Here is a 17055-nt window from a genome sequence, read left to right as displayed (position 1 = left end):
GAGCTGAGCATGCCAATGATTCGTGCACACCATCAAATACAGAAGCTCTCATATTCTTTCTTTTTTACGAAACTAGGTGAATTCACATTCGAGATAGCGTTTGCTGTAACGGTGGTATCCCTAGTCAACGGCGATCTACTTGACGTTGGATTAGTATACTTTATTCGCTATATGCCGAGTGCCTTTTTTTCACCCATTGGAGGATGGCTGGCAGACAACGTAGACAAGAAAATCATATTAATCGTCGTAGATCTACTGAAAATCACAGTAGCCGTCTCGTTATGTTTAATGCTGACAACCGCTAAACCCAGCATTCCAGAAATCGTGATTGCTGCTTTGTGTATGACCGCTCTCGACTGCGTGCACACACCTACATTCCGTGCTTTTTTTCCAGAGACAGTAGACTCGGAAAATCTGCCTTCAATCAACAGCCGATTACAAGTGATTGAGGATTGCGCATCTATCCTCGGGCCACTGTTTTTTTCGATCATCACGATCATATCTACTCCCCATCATGCCTTCGCCTTTTTTTCGTTTAGCTTAATTGCATCGCTACTGTGCATACTCACTTTACACTCCTCGACCAGAAAAAAAAAGGATAGCTTTAATTTCAAAGACATATTCAAAGGTGCCCTTCATGGGATGCATAACATGCAGCAAACGAACAAACCTCTCTTTAAGGTTGTTTTTTGCACCACCCTATGTGCAATGTTTGCTACGTCATTAATACGCTTTATTTTGCCAGCTGCGGTCATGGAAACATTTGAATCAGAAGCTGCTGTAGGGTTTATTTCTTCAGTATTAGCAGGCGGAACCGTCCTGGGAAGCTTACTCTACGTTCGATTCAATCCTACCACTACTGCAGACACGCTGGTCAGATACTGGTTCCTATATGGATTGCTATTTTTGGCAGCGGCTCTTTTCCTGACGACAAGCAAGTGTACTTTCGTACTACTGATAATATTCGTAGGATTCACTGGTGCATTTGTTGACATTGCAATCGTGACAAACATACAGCGCTTATCACACCCAACAAATATGGGCAGAAACTATTCGCTCTACTATTTTACAGCCGTTGTTGGCGATGGCCTGTCTGGAATTATCGCGAGCCTGATGTTCCTGATAGCAGGACCCGCGACATTTATTAGCATGGCATTACTGCTATGTATCTCTCCATTGGCTTGGAAGAAAGAAAATAATGCAGATAAAAATTGTATCTAGCCTAAAAATCGTTCCTTTCCAAAACACCGGAGTGGAAGTAATAAAATTTCATAACCTTCTCAATCTGGGGATTGCCTCAGCACTGGTTCTTAGCAAAGAGGACGCGTTCAATGACAGTGTGATCAAATGTGTCAGCACGTGGAGGACGCCCCTTTTCTTGATTGATATATGCGCCCACGAACTAAATAACACACCGTTAGCTCAGTACGAATCGTGTATCCTGAGTACACCATTGTCAGAGACGACACTGACGCAAATACTCAATGCGGCTGGTCAGTTTGAATTAAAAGCGCTTCCTCCGTTTACCGCGACAGTATCACAATTCACTTCGATGAAAAGGCCCACCTTTGCGTGCCCTGGGCACCAAGGCGGACATTATCTAGATCTGCATCCTGCGGGGTTACGTTTCAAAGAAATGCTGGGAGAAAACATTTTCAATGTAGACATTCCACATGCAGCCCCCGAACTGGGCGATGTTCTTAGCCATCAAGGGCCAATTCGGCAGGCAGAAAACCTTGCCGCAGAGGTATTCAACTCCGACGAGACATATTTTGTACTCAATGGAACCTCCACGGCGAACCAAATTGTAGCCAGCGCACTGCTCAGTGCTGGGGACATAGTGCTGATGGATAGAAACAATCACAAATCTGTGTACTTGGGTGCATTGGTTCAGTGCGGAGCCCGGGCAGTATTCTTGGACAATCATCGCGACGAACTAGGTGTGCTTGGCGGCTACCGCAAGGGAGCTCTTAGTGAAGATATGCTCAGAACCAGAGTGTCAAGAATCGACGGCACGAAAGCGAAACAAGAAAGGCCTTTTCGTTTGGCGATCGTGCAGCATGCTACGTGCGATGGTGTTGTGGTAAACGCCATGGCTTTACTACAACGGATCGGTCACTTATGTGATTACGTGCTGTTCGATTCTGCCTGGCTGGGCTACGAGCCTTTTGTCGATCAACTTTCCCATTTATCCCCGTTGATCGGGGACTTGCCGGCCAATGCACCAGGCATCGTCGTTACGCAGTCGGTCCACAAGCAAATGGCGGGATTCTCTCAGACCTCACAAATACATAAGAAAGATCAGCACATCAAAAATCAGTCTCGCTATTGCTCGCGCCATTTATTCGAGAGCGCCTTCATGCTGCACGCATCCACCAGCCCATTTTATCCGTTGTTCATGTCATTAGAAGTCAACGCTGCACTGCATGCCAATGGGCACGGCAGAGAATTATGGAATTCTGCGGTCTCCATAGCTAACAAATTTAGAAAAACAATTGATCGCAGTTGCAAACTCATAAAGGTCTATTCTGGCGGCGAATCTCAGATTCCATATGTTTTACGCAGCCCGTCCACGGGTGATTCACGCCCAGCTGAATTCAAACCCTTCAATGAAAAATCATGCCCCATCGAAGCGGATCTTCATTTCATGGACCCCTGCAAAATCATCCTGACAACAAATGCTTGTAGGGAGGCAAAAAAAACAGGTTATCTATCTATTCCCGCGAGCATTGTTGCTCAGTATCTAAGGGAAATGAATTTTACGCCAGAAAAATGCGACTTTTACAATTTCACACTCTTAATCTCACCCTCTACAAAAAACGCGCACCTTGATCGTTTGGCACATACACTAACGGTACTGGAACTCCACATCCTCAACGACACGAATGTTATACATCTATTCCCCTCTCTCGCAAGGTCTGGAAGCCGCTACTCTAATTTGTCACTGCGTCAATTGTGTACCAGTATCAATGATCTCTTCATCGATTCAAAAATTCAGCAACTCCAATCAAGCCTATTTAGCTTAGACACATCGACACCTCCCAGCTTTTCTCCGTACGAAGCCAATCAAGCATTTATACGTGGACAAACAAGACTTGTTCCTCTCGCAGCCGCGCAAGGCTGCGTATCTGCCGAAGGCGTGATTCCTTATCCTCCGGGAGTTATGTGCATCGCACCTGGCGAACGCTGGAACGCAGCCTTGATTGACTACCTCTTAGTAATTCAGCAACTCATTGACCGATACCCTGAGTTCGCTCCCCATATTCAAGGGTTACATTACACTCAGGGGGATAACGGCGAAGCGTCTATTTTGGTCAATGTACTAGATAATGCTCTGAATTGACATGCAGATTACTACATAAATGAGCATAACCTCAAAACAACTACTGCAGCGCAAATTCATACATATTGATATGGACTCTTTTTTTGTTTCCGTTGAGCTTCTCGACTCACCCCATCTGGCGAGTCGACCTGTCGCAGTAGGCGGGAAAGCTTCTGAAAGGGGAGTCATCAGCACCGCGAACTATATTGCTAGAGAATTCGGGGTGCGGAGCGGTTTGGCGACTGCGATGGCTCATCGTTTATGTCCGGATCTGGTGCTATTACCCGCCAGGTTCAAAATCTATGAAGAGTTCACAAAAAAGCTGCAAAACATATTCGCTCGTTATACCGATGATGTTGAGTTCTTATCATTAGATGAGGCCTTTCTTGACGTCACTGGGCAGAAGCATTTCAACGGCTCTGCTACTCGCATGGCCGCAGATATCAGGGCCACGATTCAGCGGGAACTGAACTTGACTGCTTCAGCGGGAGTGGCGCCGCTGAAATACTTAGCCAAAATCGCCTCGGAAGTTCGCAAACCCAATGGCATGTTCGTCATACCGCCTGATTTGGTTCAAGACTTTTTACGCGACCTTGACGTTCGGAAAATCCCTGGGGTTGGCCCTAAGACATATGCGGTGCTTGAAAATCTGGGGTGTCGCTATGGCAAAGATGTTACAGAAGACAAAATTCCTGCGTTGGTGCAGTACCTCGGGATACATGGATACTATGTCTGGGAACGCTGCCAAGGTATCGAAATACCCCCTGAAGAATGCAGCAATATTAAGTCCGTAGGCATCGAAACAACTTTCCCTCAGGACTGCTGCACACTTTCTGAATGTCTGCTACAGCTGAAAAGTTTGCTTCATGGCTTGGCCGAGCGGGTTAGTGAAATTGGAGATGATCACCAAATTATCAAAAACTTGGCAAAGCTCAAATTTTCTGACTTTTCCACTTCTTCCACAGAAGTGCCCTCTAATCGGCTATGCAGGGACACTTTCATTACACTCTGTAGGAAGTTATGGGAGACTCGCGGGGGAGGAAGAGCAGTTCGTTTAATAGGGCTTTCAGTGAAGGTCAAGAAGAAAATTCAGGACGATATTCAGCTTTCGTTCCCTTGGTGACTGATACGACATCCGCTGATGCACTTCAACTCACCTTGTCATTTCAAAACCCGGACACAAGGCCCGGGTTCTTTGCCACAACCGCTGTTAACTCAATGCAGAATCTGACTGAGGAACAGCTTGGTACGATCACTCTGCGGATTATCGAAGAAGTCGTTCGGCGCGGCCTGTTCGACGATTTCGCCTTTGTCCATGAAGATCACGCGGTTGGCCACGGTGCGGGCGAAGCCCATTTCGTGGGTCACGCAGAGCATGGTCATGCCTTCTTCCGCCAGGCCGACCATGGTGTCCAGAACCTCCTTGACCATTTCCGGGTCAAGGGCGGAGGTCGGCTCGTCGAACAGCATGATTTTCGGCTTCATGCACAGGGCACGGGCAATCGCTACACGCTGTTGCTGACCGCCGGAAAGCTGGCCCGGGTATTTATGCGCCTGCTCCGGAATGCGTACGCGCTCCAGGTAGTGCATGGCGATTTCTTCGGCCTTTTTCTTCGGCATTTTGCGTACCCACATCGGCGCCAGCGTGCAGTTCTGCAGGATGGTCAGGTGCGGGAACAGGTTGAAGTGCTGGAACACCATGCCCACTTCACGGCGAATGGTTTCGATCTGCTTCAGGTCCGAAGTCAGCTCGGTGCCATCGACGATGATGCGACCCTGCTGGTGTTCTTCCAGACGGTTGAGGCAGCGAATGGTGGTCGACTTGCCCGAACCCGACGGACCGCACAGGACGATACGCTCGCCCTGACGCACGTTCAGGTTGATGTCTTTAAGCACGTGGAACTGGCCGTACCACTTGTGTACGCCTTCCATCCGGATCATGCCTTCGGCGCCCAGGGGCTTTTTGATAGCTTCACTCATCTCATAAACTCCTAACGCTTGTGGCCTGTGTCCAGCTTGCGCTCCAGATGCATGGAGTAGCGGGACATGCCGAAACAGAAGATCCAGAACACCAGGGCCGCGAACACGTAGCCCTCTGTTGCCATGCCGAGCCAGGTCGGGTCGGCGGCGGCTTGCTTGACGCTGTTGAGCAGGTCGAACAGGCCGATGATGATTACAAGGCTGGTGTCCTTGAACAACGCAATCACGGTGTTGACCAAGCCCGGAATGACCATTTTCAGGGCTTGCGGCAGGATCACCAGGCCCATGCGGCGCCAGTAACCCAGGCCCATCGCTGCGGCCGCTTCGTACTGGCCTTTAGGGATGGCCTGCATGCCACCGCGCACCACCTCGGCCACGTAGGCCGACTGGAACATGATGACGCCGATCAGGGCGCGCAGCAGTTTGTCGAAGTTCATGCCTTCAGGCAGGAACAGCGGCAGCATCACCGAGGACATGAACAGCACGGTAATCAGCGGAACGCCGCGCCAGAACTCGATGAAGGTCACGCACAGCACGCGGATCGCCGGCAGGTCCGAGCGACGCCCCAGTGCCAGGATCACGCCCAGCGGCAAGGCGCCTGCGATACCTACGGTGGCGATGACCAGGGTCAGCATCAGGCCGCCCCACTGGCTGGTCGCCACTTCCTGCAGACCGAAACCGCCGTGCAGCAGGACGTAGGCAATGATCGGGTACAGCACCAGGAAACACAGGCCGTAGACTGCCTTGCGTGGCACCGCCTTGATGAACAGTGGCGCTGCACCAATGATCGCCAGCCACACGGTCAGATCGACCCTCCAGCGCAGCTCCTGCGGGTAGTAGCCGTACATGAACTGGCCGAAGCGCTGTTCGATGAACACCCAGCAGGCACCCGCCTTGGTGCAGTCGGCGCGGGTAGTGCCGACCCAGTTGGCATCGAAGATCGCCCAGCTGAGCAGCGGTGGAACGACGAGCCAGATCAGGTAGATCGCGAACAGGGTCAACAGGGTGTTGAGCCAGTTCGAGAACAGGTTCTGGCGCATCCATGCCACCGGGCCGAAGACTTTGCTCGGCGGCGGCATGTCGGGTTTGAAAATATGGGATGTCATGCGCGTTTCCTCACCGCTCGATCAGCGCAATGCGCTTGTTGTACCAGTTCATCAGCAGGGAAATGCTGATACTGATCGCCAGGTACACGCTCATGGTGATGGCAATGACTTCGATGGCCTGACCGGTCTGGTTGAGCACGGTACCGGCGAACAGCGAAACCATTTCCGGGTAACCGATACCGGCGGCCAGCGAAGAGTTCTTCGCAAGGTTCAGGTATTGGCTGGTCAGAGGCGGAATGATCACCCGCAGGGCTTGCGGGATGATGACCTTGCGCAGGGTCGGACCCGGGCGCAGGCCCAGCGAGCGAGCCGCTTCGGTCTGGCCGTGGCTGACCGACTTGATGCCCGAGCGCACGATTTCAGCGATGAACGCTGCGGTGTACACGGTCAGGGCCAGGGTTAGGGCCAGCAGTTCAGGGATCAATACCCAGCCACCGACGAAGTTGAAGCCCTTGAGCTCAGGCACTTCCCAGTGCACCGGTGCGCCGAAGACCAGCGCACACAGCGCCGGGATCACGATCATCAGGCCAAGGCCGGCCCAGAACTTGTGGAACGGCACGCCTGTTTCTTCGAAACGCTTGTTCGCCCATTTGGCCATGAACACCGTCGCGACGATGGCCAGCAGGATGCTGATGACGAACGGCCAGGTGGCCTGGTTAGTGATCGCCGCAGGCATGTTCAGGCCACGGCTGCTGACGAAGAACGATCCGAAGAAGCCATGGGCCGCACGAGGCCCCGGCAGCGTCAGGAACACCGCGAAGTACCAGAACAGGATCTGCAGCAGCGGCGGAATGTTACGGAACACTTCGACGTAGATCGTCGCCAGCTTGTTGATGATCCAGTTGTTGGACAGCCGCGCCACGCCGACGATGAAGCCCAGCAGTGTCGCGAGGATCACGCCGATGAAGGTGACCAGCAGCGTGTTGAGCAAACCGATGAGGAAAACCCGCGCGTAGGTGTCCGATTCCTTGAACGGAATCAGGTGTTGCGCGATGCCGAAGCCGGCACTGTTTTCAAGGAAACCGAAACCTGAGGTGATGCCCCGATGTTGCAGGTTGGTCTGGGTGTTATCGAACAGATACCAACCCATCGCGACTACAGCGATAACCGTGATTATCTGAAATAGCCACGCACGCACTTTAGGGTCGCTGAGGGATAGCCTCTGCTTGGGTGCGCTGATTTGATTTTGCATGGGAGTGCCCCGGAATAGATGCAACGAAGTGCCCGGCTGCGGATCACGCAGCCGGGCACAGGTCAATCAACGTACTGGTGGTGCGTACTGAATGCCGCCTGCGTTCCACAGGGCGTTCTGACCGCGGTCGATTTCCAGAGCCGTGGATTTACCCAGGTTCTTCTCGAAGATTTCGCCGTAGTTACCCACTTGAGCGACGATCTTCACGACCCAGTCCTTCGGCAGTTTCAGCTGCGGACCGTAGTCGCCGTCAGCACCCAGCAGACGGGCTACGTCCGGGTTCTTGGTGGACTTGGCTTCGGCTTCGACGTTTTTCGACGTCACGCCAGCTTCTTCGGTGTTCAGCAGCGCGTAGCCAACCCAGCGAACGATGGTGGTCCACTCTTCGTCACCGCGACGAACGACCGGGCCCAGAGGCTCTTTGGAGATGGTTTCAGGCAGCACGATGTAGTCTTTTGGCGAAGCCAGCTTGGAGCGTTGTGCGTAGAGCTGCGATTTGTCGGAGGTCAGCACGTCGCAACGGCCGGATTCCAGCGACTTGGCGCTTTCGTCGGAGGTGTCGAAGGTGATCGGGGTGTACTTCAGGCCGTTGGCGCGGAAGTAGTCGGACACGTTCAGCTCGGTGGTGGTACCGGCTTGAATACAGATGGTCGCGCCGTCCAGTTCCTTGGCACTCTTCACGCCCAGCTTGCTGTTGGCCAGGAAGCCAACGCCGTCGTAGTAGGTCACGAAGCCCGGGAACACCAGACCCATGCTCGCATCACGGGAGCTGGTCCAGGTGGTGTTGCGGGACAGGATGTCGATCTCGCCGGATTGCAGCGCAGTGAAACGCTCCTTGGCGTTCAGCTGGCTGAACTTGACCTTCTTGGCGTCGCCAAACACAGCAGCGGCTACGGCGCGGCAGAAGTCGGCGTCGATACCTTTGATGGTGCCGTCTTTGTCAGGTACCGAGAAACCTGGCAGACCGTCGCTCACACCGCACTGAATGAAGCCTTTCTTCTGAATGGCGTCCAGTGTCGCGCCCGCCTGAGCGAAACTGCTGACACCAAGTGCTGCTGCGGCGGCCACTACAGCCAGGGTGGATTTCAACATCTTCATTCAAACCTCCAGTTTTGCTCTTTGTTGTGTGGGAGCCTGAGCCCCGTCGCACCCTTGTGAGGCATTAATGACCCGTGCTGGCTTGTTTTTGGGTCATGCGACGCAAGACCCGAATCCGCGGGGCGCCGAATTCCTCGATCACCGCACCGCCGGATTCGATCCGGTCAATGGATTCAAGCCCCATGATGTCCCTGAACCCGAAGGGTCATGGCGAATCGTGCCGGAATCCTGAACAATGGATCCCTTGCTGCCCCGGCATCACATCAGGCTGCATGCTTAATAGCCTAGTAGTGTTACCGCCAGGGGTGAGCGCTTTCACTCCGGGGATTGCATAGCAAAGCTTGTACCACCATGGTGGCAAACTCGAATTAGCGACAGGTCAAGTGGCAAACTTGTACCCTTGCGACATCTTCTTTCATATCTGCATAGGGCAGCCGGCGCCGACGCCCCGCCTTGAAGCGCCGCCCCAGAGCCATCGCACATAAATGGAGCACTCATGCACGAACCCCTGATCATCGAGCCGGAAAACACCGCCGATGCCTGCGTCATCTGGCTGCACGGCCTGGGCGCTGACCGCTATGACTTCATGCCGGTGGCCGAGATCCTTCAGCAAACGCTGCTCAGCACACGCTTTGTCCTGCCCCAGGCGCCGACACGTGCTGTTACCGTCAACGGCGGGTACGAGATGCCCAGTTGGTACGACATCAAGGCCATGAGCCCGGCGCGTGCCATCGACAAGGACCAACTGGAAGCCTCGGCCCAGCGCGTACTGAGCCTGATCGAAGAGCAGCGCAACGGCGGCATCGACCCGTCGCGGATCTTCCTGGCAGGCTTCTCCCAAGGTGGCGCAGTGGTATTGCACAGTGCGTTCCTGCGTTGGGAAGGCCCGCTGGGCGGCGTTCTGGCGCTGTCTACCTACGCCCCGACCTTTAGCGACGAAATGACCCTCTCGGCCAGCCAGCAACGCATTCCGGCGTACTGCCTGCACGGCACCGACGATGCCGTGGTGCAGTACGCCATGGGCCGTGCCGCGTTCGAGCAATTGAACGCCAAGGGCGTCACCGTGGCCTGGAACGAGTACCCAATGGGCCACGAAGTGTTACCGCAGGAAATCGCCGATATAGGCGTCTGGCTCAAGGGTCGCCTGAACTGATCAGGCGATTTCATCCTTTCTTTTATCCTGCGTTTTTGGTATGGCACTACGCCGCGCCCGGTTCTTGCATTACACTGCGCGGCGTACATTCCTTAATCAATCGACGAGATGACCGTGCTCAAAGCACTTAAAAAGATGTTCGGCAAAAGCGAGGCTGAGCAGCTCGCACCTGCGGCGCCCCTCCCCGCTTCGAAAAGTCCGATCGAAAGCACTGCCCCGCACACCGCCACGCCCGTGGCACAACCGGCTGAAATCCCTGCCAGCCAGGCCGCTCCCGTGCCGCCCAAGGCTGCCAGGCCACGCCGCGAACGCGCGCCCAAGCCTGTCGTGGTGCCGTGGAAGCTGGAAGATTTCGCGGTCGAGCCGCAGGAAGGCAAGACCCGTTTTCACGATTTCCCCCTCGCTCCGGAATTGATGCACGCCATCCATGACCTGGGCTTCCCGTACTGCACGCCGATCCAGGCCGGCGTACTGGGCTTCACCCTCAAGGGCCGCGATGCCATCGGGCGCGCACAGACCGGTACCGGCAAGACCGCCGCGTTCCTGATCTCGATCATCACTCAGCTGACGCAGACCCCGCCGCCGAAAGAACGCTACATGGGCGAACCCCGTGCGCTGATCATCGCGCCGACCCGCGAGCTGGTGGTGCAGATCGCCAAGGACGCCGCAGCGCTGACCAAATACACCAACCTCAACGTCATGACGTTCGTCGGCGGCATGGACTTCGACAAGCAGCTCAAGCAGCTCGAAGCCCGCCACTGCGACATTCTGGTGGCCACTCCTGGCCGTCTGCTGGACTTCAACCAGCGCGGCGAAGTGCACCTGGACATGGTCGAAGTGATGGTGCTGGACGAAGCCGACCGCATGCTGGACATGGGTTTCATCCCGCAGGTGCGCTCGATCATTCGCCAGACCCCGCACAAGGGCGAGCGCCAGACCCTGCTGTTCTCGGCCACCTTCACCGACGACGTGATGAACCTCGCCCGCCAGTGGACCACCGACCCTGCCATCGTCGAGATCGAGGCGGAGAACGTCGCCAGCGAAAACGTCGAACAGCACATCTATGCCGTGGCGTCGGCCGACAAGTACAAACTGCTCTACAACCTGGTCAACGACAACGGTTGGGAGCGGGTGATGGTGTTCGCCAACCGCAAGGACGAAGTGCGCCGCATCGAAGAACGCCTGGTGCGCGATGGCGTCAACGCCGCCCAACTGTCGGGCGACGTGCCGCAACATAAGCGCATCAAGACCCTGGAAGGTTTCCGCGAAGGCAAGATTCGCGTGCTGGTGGCCACCGACGTGGCAGGCCGCGGGATTCACATCGACGGCATCAGCCACGTGATCAACTTCACCCTGCCGGAAGTGCCGGACGACTACGTGCACCGCATCGGCCGTACCGGCCGTGCAGGCGCCGAGGGTGTGTCGATCAGCTTTGCGGGCGAGGATGACTCGTATCAGTTGCCGGCCATCGAAGAGAAACTGGGCCGCAAGATCAGCTGCGAAATGCCACCGACCGAATTGCTCAGGGCGGTGGTGCGCAAGCAAAGGGCGCAGCCTGCGGCGGAGTGATGCGGGTCACGCCACGCATGACACCACACTAAACCTGTGGGAGCGGGCTCGCCCGCGAAGAGGCCAGGACAGACAACGCATCTATATCGTCTGTATTGCCGCCTTCGCGGGCGAGCCCGCTCCCACAGGGGCCATCCGCATAAGCCAGTGTTATCTCCAGCGATCTGCCGCCTTGTGATCGCTCTCGCGCCCTTCCACCCAGCGCGGTCCTTCTGAGGTGTTTTCCTTCTTCCAGAACGGCGCACGGGTCTTCAGGTAATCCATCACGAAATCGCACGCCTCGAACGCCGCCTGGCGATGGGCGCTGGCCACACCGACAAACACGATCGGCTCACCCGGCTCCAGCGCGCCAATGCGATGCAGCACCTCAAGTTTAAGCAGCGGCCAGCGCTGCCGGGCTTCATCGGCGATCTTGCCCAGGGCTTTTTCGGTCATGCCGGGGTAATGCTCCAGAAACATCCCCGCCACTTCACGCCCGTCGTTGAAGTCACGCACGTAGCCGACAAAGCTCACCACCGCACCCACGCCGACGTTGGCGTCGTGCATGGCATTGACCTCGGCCCCCGGATCGAACGGCGCAGCCTGCACACGAATGGCCATGCTCAACCTCCGGTCACCGTCGGGAAGAACGCCACTTCGTCACCCTGCTCGACCGGCTCGTTCAGCGAACAGAGTTCCTGATTGCGCGCGCACATGATGCTTTGCTCGGCCAGTACATCCCACACGCCGCCCCGGGCAAGCAGATGCTGACGCACCGCGTCGACGGTGGCGAAGCTGCCTTCCAGTCGCTCGCTTTCAGTGCCCAGCGTCTCGCGAAAGCGGGCGAAGTATTGAACCTGAACATGGATAATCATGAAGCACCTGCCGTTTCATCGGCCACGAAGTGCCCGCTCTTGCCGCCGAGTTTCTCCAGCAGGCGAACGTGCTCGATGACCATGCCACGATCCACGGCCTTGCACATGTCATAGATGGTCAGCGCAGCGACACTGGCGGCGGTCAGCGCTTCCATTTCCACGCCGGTCTGCCCTGACAACTTGCAGCGGGCGACGATGTGCACGGTGTCCGCGCCTTCGGCATTGAGTTCGACCTTGACGCTGGTGAGCATCAACGGGTGGCACAGCGGAATCAGGTCGCTGGTTTTCTTGGCGGCCTGAATGCCGGCAATGCGCGCCACGGCAAACACGTCCCCTTTCGGGTGGCCGCCGTCGACGATCATTTGCAGGGTTTCGGGCAGCATGCGCACACGCGCTTCGGCCACGGCTTCACGGGACGTCACGGCTTTTTCGGTGACGTCGACCATGTTGGCGCGACCTTGGGAATCGAGATGGGTAAGCACGGGATCACTCCTGGACAGGAGCCCCAATTGTACACAATGCCCCTGTAGGAGTGAGCTTGCTCGCGATAGCGTTTTGTCAGGCGAATATTCACTACCTGTTAAAACGTTATCGCGAGCAAGCTCACTCCTACAGGATTTACGTCTGATTCATGAAATGGGGGCCCCAAGAAGCCCCCATGGTTACGCGGCTTTACTACAAATGACTCTCCGCATACTCAGCCAGGATCGAGCGTGGCACCCCTTGCAGGGTGATGTGCACGCCGTTGGGGAAATCCTTGAAGCGCTCCGTCAGGTAGGTCAGCCCGGAACTGGTGGCCGACAGGTAAGGGGTGTCGATCTGCGCCAGGTTACCCAGGCAGACCACCTTGGAACCGGCACCGGCACGGGTGATGATGGTTTTCATCTGGTGCGGGGTGAGGTTCTGGCATTCGTCGATCAGGATCAGGCTTTGCTGGAAACTGCGGCCTCGAATGTAGTTAAGGGATTTGAACTGCAACGGCACTTTGCTCAGGATGTAATCGACACTGCCATGGGTGTTTTCGTCATCCATGTGCAGCGCTTCCAGGTTGTCGGTAATGGCGCCGAGCCACGGCTCCATCTTTTCCGCCTCGGTGCCGGGCAGGAAGCCGATCTCCTGGTCGAGCCCCTGCACGCTGCGGGTCGCGATGATGCGGCGATAACGCTTGCTGACCATGGTCTGCTCGATGGCAGCGGCCAGCGCCAGGATGGTCTTGCCCGAACCGGCTGCACCGGAGAGGTTGACCAGGTGAATATCAGGGTCCAGCAGCGCGAACAGCGCCAGGCCCTGATAGATGTCCCGCGGCCTCAGGCCCCAGGCTTCCTGATGCAGCAGCGGCTCCTGATGCATGTCCAGCAGCAGCAACTCATCGGGTTTGACGCCCTTGACCCAACCCACGAAACCTTGCTCATCGATGATGAACTCATTGATGTGGACCGCCGGGATCTGCTCGGTCATCTGCACTTTATGCCAGGTACGGCCATGGTCCTGGCGGGTGTCGACCTTGCTGACACGGTCCCAGAATGAACCGGTCATGGTGTGGTAGCCACGGGACAGCATCGACACGTCGTCGACCAACTGGTCGGTGCTGTAGTCTTCGGCCTCGATCCCGCAGGCGCGGGCCTTGAGGCGCATGTTGATGTCTTTGGTCACGAGCACGATGCGCACATCCTTTTTGCGCGCGTGCATGTCGATCAGCTGGTTGATGATGATGTTGTCGTTCAGATGCTCGGGCAGAAGGCTGTTGGGCTCTTCGCGCTTGCTCATCAGGATGGACAGGTAACCCTTGAAAACGCCTGTGCCGCGATCAATCGGTACCCCTCGTTCGACCTCCTCCGGGGTCGCTTCGCCTAGTGTCTTGTCGATCAGCCGGATAGCCTGGCGGCATTCTGCGGCGACCGAGTGCTTGCCCGCCTTGAGCTTGTCCAGTTCTTCGAGGACAGTCATGGGGATTGCGACGTGATGTTCTTCGAAATTCAAAAGCGCGTTTGGATCGTGGATCAATACGTTGGTATCGAGCACATAGAGGATCGGCTGGTTAGAGGAAGGGGTGCGTCCGTGGTCATCCATACTCGCTCACCTTTGTAGAAGCCTGATAACGCACTACACGACGATAGTGCGCTACGAAAAGGCCGCCGAGGCTCTCACCTTAGGGCAGGCGAGAAATGCGCAAAGTGGGGTCTGGGTGACGCCACCTGTGTTGCAGGGTTCGGCGGTCTGTTGTCGTAATACCGCAAAACCTGTGACATAAAAAAGTGTTTTGAGAAGAAATTTAAGTTTATTTCACAGCATGACGAATAGGGCTTGGCGGATGCCCTGGACCCGATTACAGTCGGAAGTCCGGTCTGCGAGAAATCCCGGCAAAATTTCGGCAGTTCCTGCCCGTTTCCTCCCCTATTCCCCTTGCTTTCCGGGCTCTTGAGCCTGATCGTCCGCTGCTGGCGCCTGCTCGCCAGCCGAGTCGTCTGCGGGCGCATCGGCATCCTCGTCATCCGGCTCGTCCTCATCGCTTTCATCCGACAGTTGCTGCGGATAAATATGACAGTCTTCCCAGACAACACCGCCCTGGGCCGTATTGGCCATCAGCCATGGCACCGCCTGTTGCGCCTTGTCGGTACTGTCATGAAACACGATGTTGCCGCGACGCCAGAGCAGCATCAGTGTCAGCACCCGGTTCGCCGCCTGCTCGGCATTCAGCCGGCCGGTCGCATCCTGTGAGTCGATGTTCCACAGTGATACGCGCAACTGCTGCTCGCGAAAGAATGGCGCGCTGTCGGCACGACGGTGGCCGTAAGGTGGGCGAAACAGCGGCACGAAGTTATCAGGCAGCGTCTGCTGCACCAGCGCGGCGCTGCGTTCTATCGAATCCTGCCAGTCGTTCCAGTGGGCGTGAGAGCGGTACTCCCAACCCTGCAAGCCCACGCACTGGCGCTGATACAAGGTCTGCAACGCTTTTGGCGATGAACCTTCGAGGCGATTCTGCAGGTTTTTGCCGAGCACGAAGAAGGTCGCGTTGATTTTCTGCTGGCGCATGAAATCGGCCAGCCAGTCGGTAGCGCCATCGGCCACTGTAGGACCGCTCTCGAAATTGAGCAGGAAGGTGCGGTCGGGCATTTCCTCGCCGCTCAATTCGTCGGAGTTGTAGCGCTCGACTTCGCTACTGGTCTGCGGGAACAACGCGGCCATGCGCAGCAATTCGTTCAGGTAACGCTGGCTGAAAGCATCGGCGGGCGCGGCCCAGCGGGCATAGAAGGAATCGTCCGCGACTTTGTACTCGGCGGCGCGCTGGCGCAGCATCGGCACGTCATCGACCAGCACGCAGAAGGAAGCGTCTGTTTCGCAGGTCTTTTCCGCTGCCTTCCAGTTATCGAACAGGCGTGTCCACATGCGGGTGCGGATCACGTTGACCGTCTGCATATTAAGCTGGCGCAGGCCCAGGCGATCGGCCAACTGGAGATCGCTGAGGTTTTCGCTCTCGAGCAACTGATGGGCAAAACTGAGGATCTGGGCGCGGGACGCCACATCGAACAGTTGCGGCGTTTCCAGAGCCTCCGGCCAGACGCTGCGATCCAGCGTCGCGATTTCTCCGGTCGCAGCCTGAGCGTTGAGCGCCAGCACACAGGCACCGATCAATAACAGCATGCGCAAAACGACGTGCTCCCAATCCTTGAATGAAGAGGCCCAAATCGGCGAGGCACTATAGCAAGTTCCCCCCGGCCTGTAGGTGGTTCACGCACTGTGGGAGCGGGCTTGCCCGCGAAAGCGTCAGGCAAGACAACATCGCAATATCCGATCGGACGCCTTCGCGGGCAAGCCCGCTCCCACAGATAGAAGATCTGCCTATCATCACCATAGCTGGAGTCATCGGCGTGCAACCCCTAGAATCGCCCCCACGATTAAAGGAGACGACCGCATGCTGATGGTGATTTCCCCAGCAAAAACCCTCGATTTCGAGACCCCGCCGACCACCGAGCGCTTTACCCAGCCGCAATACCTGGACCATTCCCAGGAACTGATCACCCAACTGCGCGAGCTGACGCCCGCCCAGATCAGCGAGCTGATGCACCTCTCGGACAAACTGGCAGGGCTCAATGCCGCACGTTTCGGCAGCTGGACCCCGGCGTTCACCCCTGCCAACGCGAAGCAGGCACTGCTGGCGTTCAAGGGCGACGTCTACACCGGCCTTGCCGCCGAGACCCTCAGCGAGTCGAGCCTGGACTACGCCCAGCAGCACCTGCGCATGCTGTCCGGCCTCTATGGCCTGTTGCGCCCGCTGGACCTGATGCAGCCCTATCGCCTGGAGATGGGCACCAAACTGGCCAACGCCCGGGGCAAGGACCTGTATGCGTTCTGGGGCGAGCGCATCAGCGAATGGCTCAACGAAGCGCTGGCCGACCAGGGCGACGACGTGCTTCTCAACCTGGCCTCCAACGAGTACTTCTCGGCGGTCAAACGCTCGGCCCTCAAGGCCCGTGTGATCGACACCGAGTTCCGCGACCAGAAGAACGGCCAGTACAAGATCATCAGCTTCTACGCCAAGAAGGCCCGCGGGATGATGAGCCGCTTCGTGATCGACGAACGCATCGACAACCCCGAGCACCTCAAGCAGTTCGACGTGCAAGGCTATCGCTACGCCAGTGAACTGTCCAAGGCGGACAAACTGGTCTTCCTGCGCGATGAAATAGACGCCTGACGGCGTGTCCTTCGCCGCTAGCGGGTTAGCGCACCTTTTTTGCCCAACCCGCGCACCGTAGCAGCACGGCTTGCCGGCGGGAACGATT

At 56.6% G+C, this 17055-nt stretch carries 14 protein-coding genes and 1 pseudogene; 6 read left to right on the top strand and 9 right to left on the bottom strand.

The genetic code is table 11. The features are described from left to right. Positions 1-9: 9 nt before the first annotated feature. The 3 genes from NPS29_RS22170 to dinB are packed head-to-tail and all read left to right on the top strand — an operon-like array spanning position 10 to position 4445. Positions 10-1221 carry an MFS transporter gene (locus NPS29_RS22170; RefSeq protein ID WP_274135119.1) on the top strand — a complete coding sequence of 404 codons (1212 nt, stop codon included), beginning with the start codon at positions 10-12 and terminating at the stop codon, positions 1219-1221. Beyond that, complete coding sequence (locus tag NPS29_RS22165; protein ID WP_274135117.1) at positions 1199-3343, top strand: ornithine decarboxylase; 2145 nt, start codon at positions 1199-1201, stop codon at positions 3341-3343. The genes NPS29_RS22170 and NPS29_RS22165 overlap by 23 nt, the downstream gene beginning before the upstream one ends. Before the next feature lie 19 nt (positions 3344-3362). Continuing rightward, positions 3363-4445: a DNA polymerase IV gene (gene dinB, locus NPS29_RS22160; RefSeq protein ID WP_274135116.1), complete on the top strand. Its 1083-nt coding sequence runs from the start codon at positions 3363-3365 to the stop codon at positions 4443-4445. Between the two features lie 92 nt (positions 4446-4537). Here dinB and NPS29_RS22155 read toward each other — a convergent pair whose 3' ends face one another. The 4 genes from NPS29_RS22155 to NPS29_RS22140 all read right to left on the bottom strand — a co-directional run bounded on the left by NPS29_RS22155 (position 4538) and on the right by NPS29_RS22140 (position 8698). Beyond that, positions 4538-5302: an amino acid ABC transporter ATP-binding protein gene (locus tag NPS29_RS22155; protein ID WP_274135115.1), complete on the bottom strand. Its 765-nt coding sequence runs from the start codon at positions 5300-5302 to the stop codon at positions 4538-4540. An 11-nt stretch (positions 5303-5313) separates the two neighbouring features. Next, complete coding sequence (locus NPS29_RS22150) at positions 5314-6408, bottom strand: amino acid ABC transporter permease (RefSeq protein ID WP_274135114.1); 1095 nt, start codon at positions 6406-6408, stop codon at positions 5314-5316. Between the two features lie 10 nt (positions 6409-6418). Next, positions 6419-7600 carry an amino acid ABC transporter permease gene (locus tag NPS29_RS22145; RefSeq protein WP_274135113.1) on the bottom strand — a complete coding sequence of 394 codons (1182 nt, stop codon included), beginning with the start codon at positions 7598-7600 and terminating at the stop codon, positions 6419-6421. Positions 7601-7666: 66 nt separating this feature from the next. Beyond that, positions 7667-8698 carry an amino acid ABC transporter substrate-binding protein gene (locus NPS29_RS22140; protein ID WP_274135112.1) on the bottom strand — a complete coding sequence of 344 codons (1032 nt, stop codon included), beginning with the start codon at positions 8696-8698 and terminating at the stop codon, positions 7667-7669. A gap of 496 nt (positions 8699-9194) precedes the next feature. Between NPS29_RS22140 and NPS29_RS22135 the strand changes: the two genes are divergently transcribed. Together NPS29_RS22135 and rhlB are read left to right on the top strand one after the other, a co-directional pair. Beyond that, positions 9195-9851, top strand: coding sequence for an alpha/beta hydrolase (locus NPS29_RS22135; protein ID WP_274135111.1), 657 nt, complete (start codon positions 9195-9197; stop codon positions 9849-9851). 108 nt (positions 9852-9959) lie between these two features. Next, the gene (gene rhlB, locus NPS29_RS22130) at positions 9960-11420 is read left to right on the top strand and encodes an ATP-dependent RNA helicase RhlB (protein ID WP_274135110.1); all 1461 of its coding nucleotides are present in this window, start codon (positions 9960-9962) and stop codon (positions 11418-11420) included. Positions 11421-11570: 150 nt separating this feature from the next. Here rhlB and moaE read toward each other — a convergent pair whose 3' ends face one another. The 5 genes and pseudogenes from moaE to NPS29_RS22105 all read right to left on the bottom strand — a co-directional run. Continuing rightward, entirely contained in the window at positions 11571-12020 is a 450-nt protein-coding gene (gene moaE / locus NPS29_RS22125) for a molybdopterin synthase catalytic subunit MoaE (RefSeq protein ID WP_274135109.1), read from the bottom strand. A gap of 2 nt (positions 12021-12022) precedes the next feature. Then, positions 12023-12268 (bottom strand): MoaD/ThiS family protein, encoded by a 246-nt coding sequence (locus NPS29_RS22120; protein ID WP_274135154.1) that lies wholly within the window; start codon positions 12266-12268, stop codon positions 12023-12025. A 2-nt stretch (positions 12269-12270) separates the two neighbouring features. After that, a complete protein-coding gene (gene moaC / locus NPS29_RS22115) occupies positions 12271-12756 on the bottom strand; it encodes a cyclic pyranopterin monophosphate synthase MoaC (RefSeq protein WP_274135108.1) in 486 nt (161 codons plus the stop codon). A gap of 193 nt (positions 12757-12949) precedes the next feature. After that, positions 12950-14344, bottom strand: a complete 1395-nt coding sequence (locus tag NPS29_RS22110) for a PhoH family protein (RefSeq protein ID WP_274135107.1) — start codon at positions 14342-14344, stop codon at positions 12950-12952. Between the two features lie 414 nt (positions 14345-14758). Further along, positions 14759-15922 (bottom strand): annotated as a pseudogene (locus NPS29_RS22105) (polysaccharide deacetylase family protein); the annotation flags it as partial. A gap of 265 nt (positions 15923-16187) precedes the next feature. On the opposite strand from NPS29_RS22105, the gene yaaA reads away from it, so the two are divergent. Then, complete coding sequence (yaaA, locus tag NPS29_RS22100; RefSeq protein WP_274135106.1) at positions 16188-16967, top strand: peroxide stress protein YaaA; 780 nt, start codon at positions 16188-16190, stop codon at positions 16965-16967. Positions 16968-17055 lie beyond the last annotated feature (88 nt).

The sequence above is a fragment of the Pseudomonas putida genome, from assembly GCF_028682175.1.
Lineage (GTDB): Bacteria > Pseudomonadota > Gammaproteobacteria > Pseudomonadales > Pseudomonadaceae > Aquipseudomonas > Aquipseudomonas putida_AD.
The sequence above is the reverse complement of the archived record's forward strand: the minus strand, read 5'-3'. Positions and strand labels throughout refer to the sequence as shown.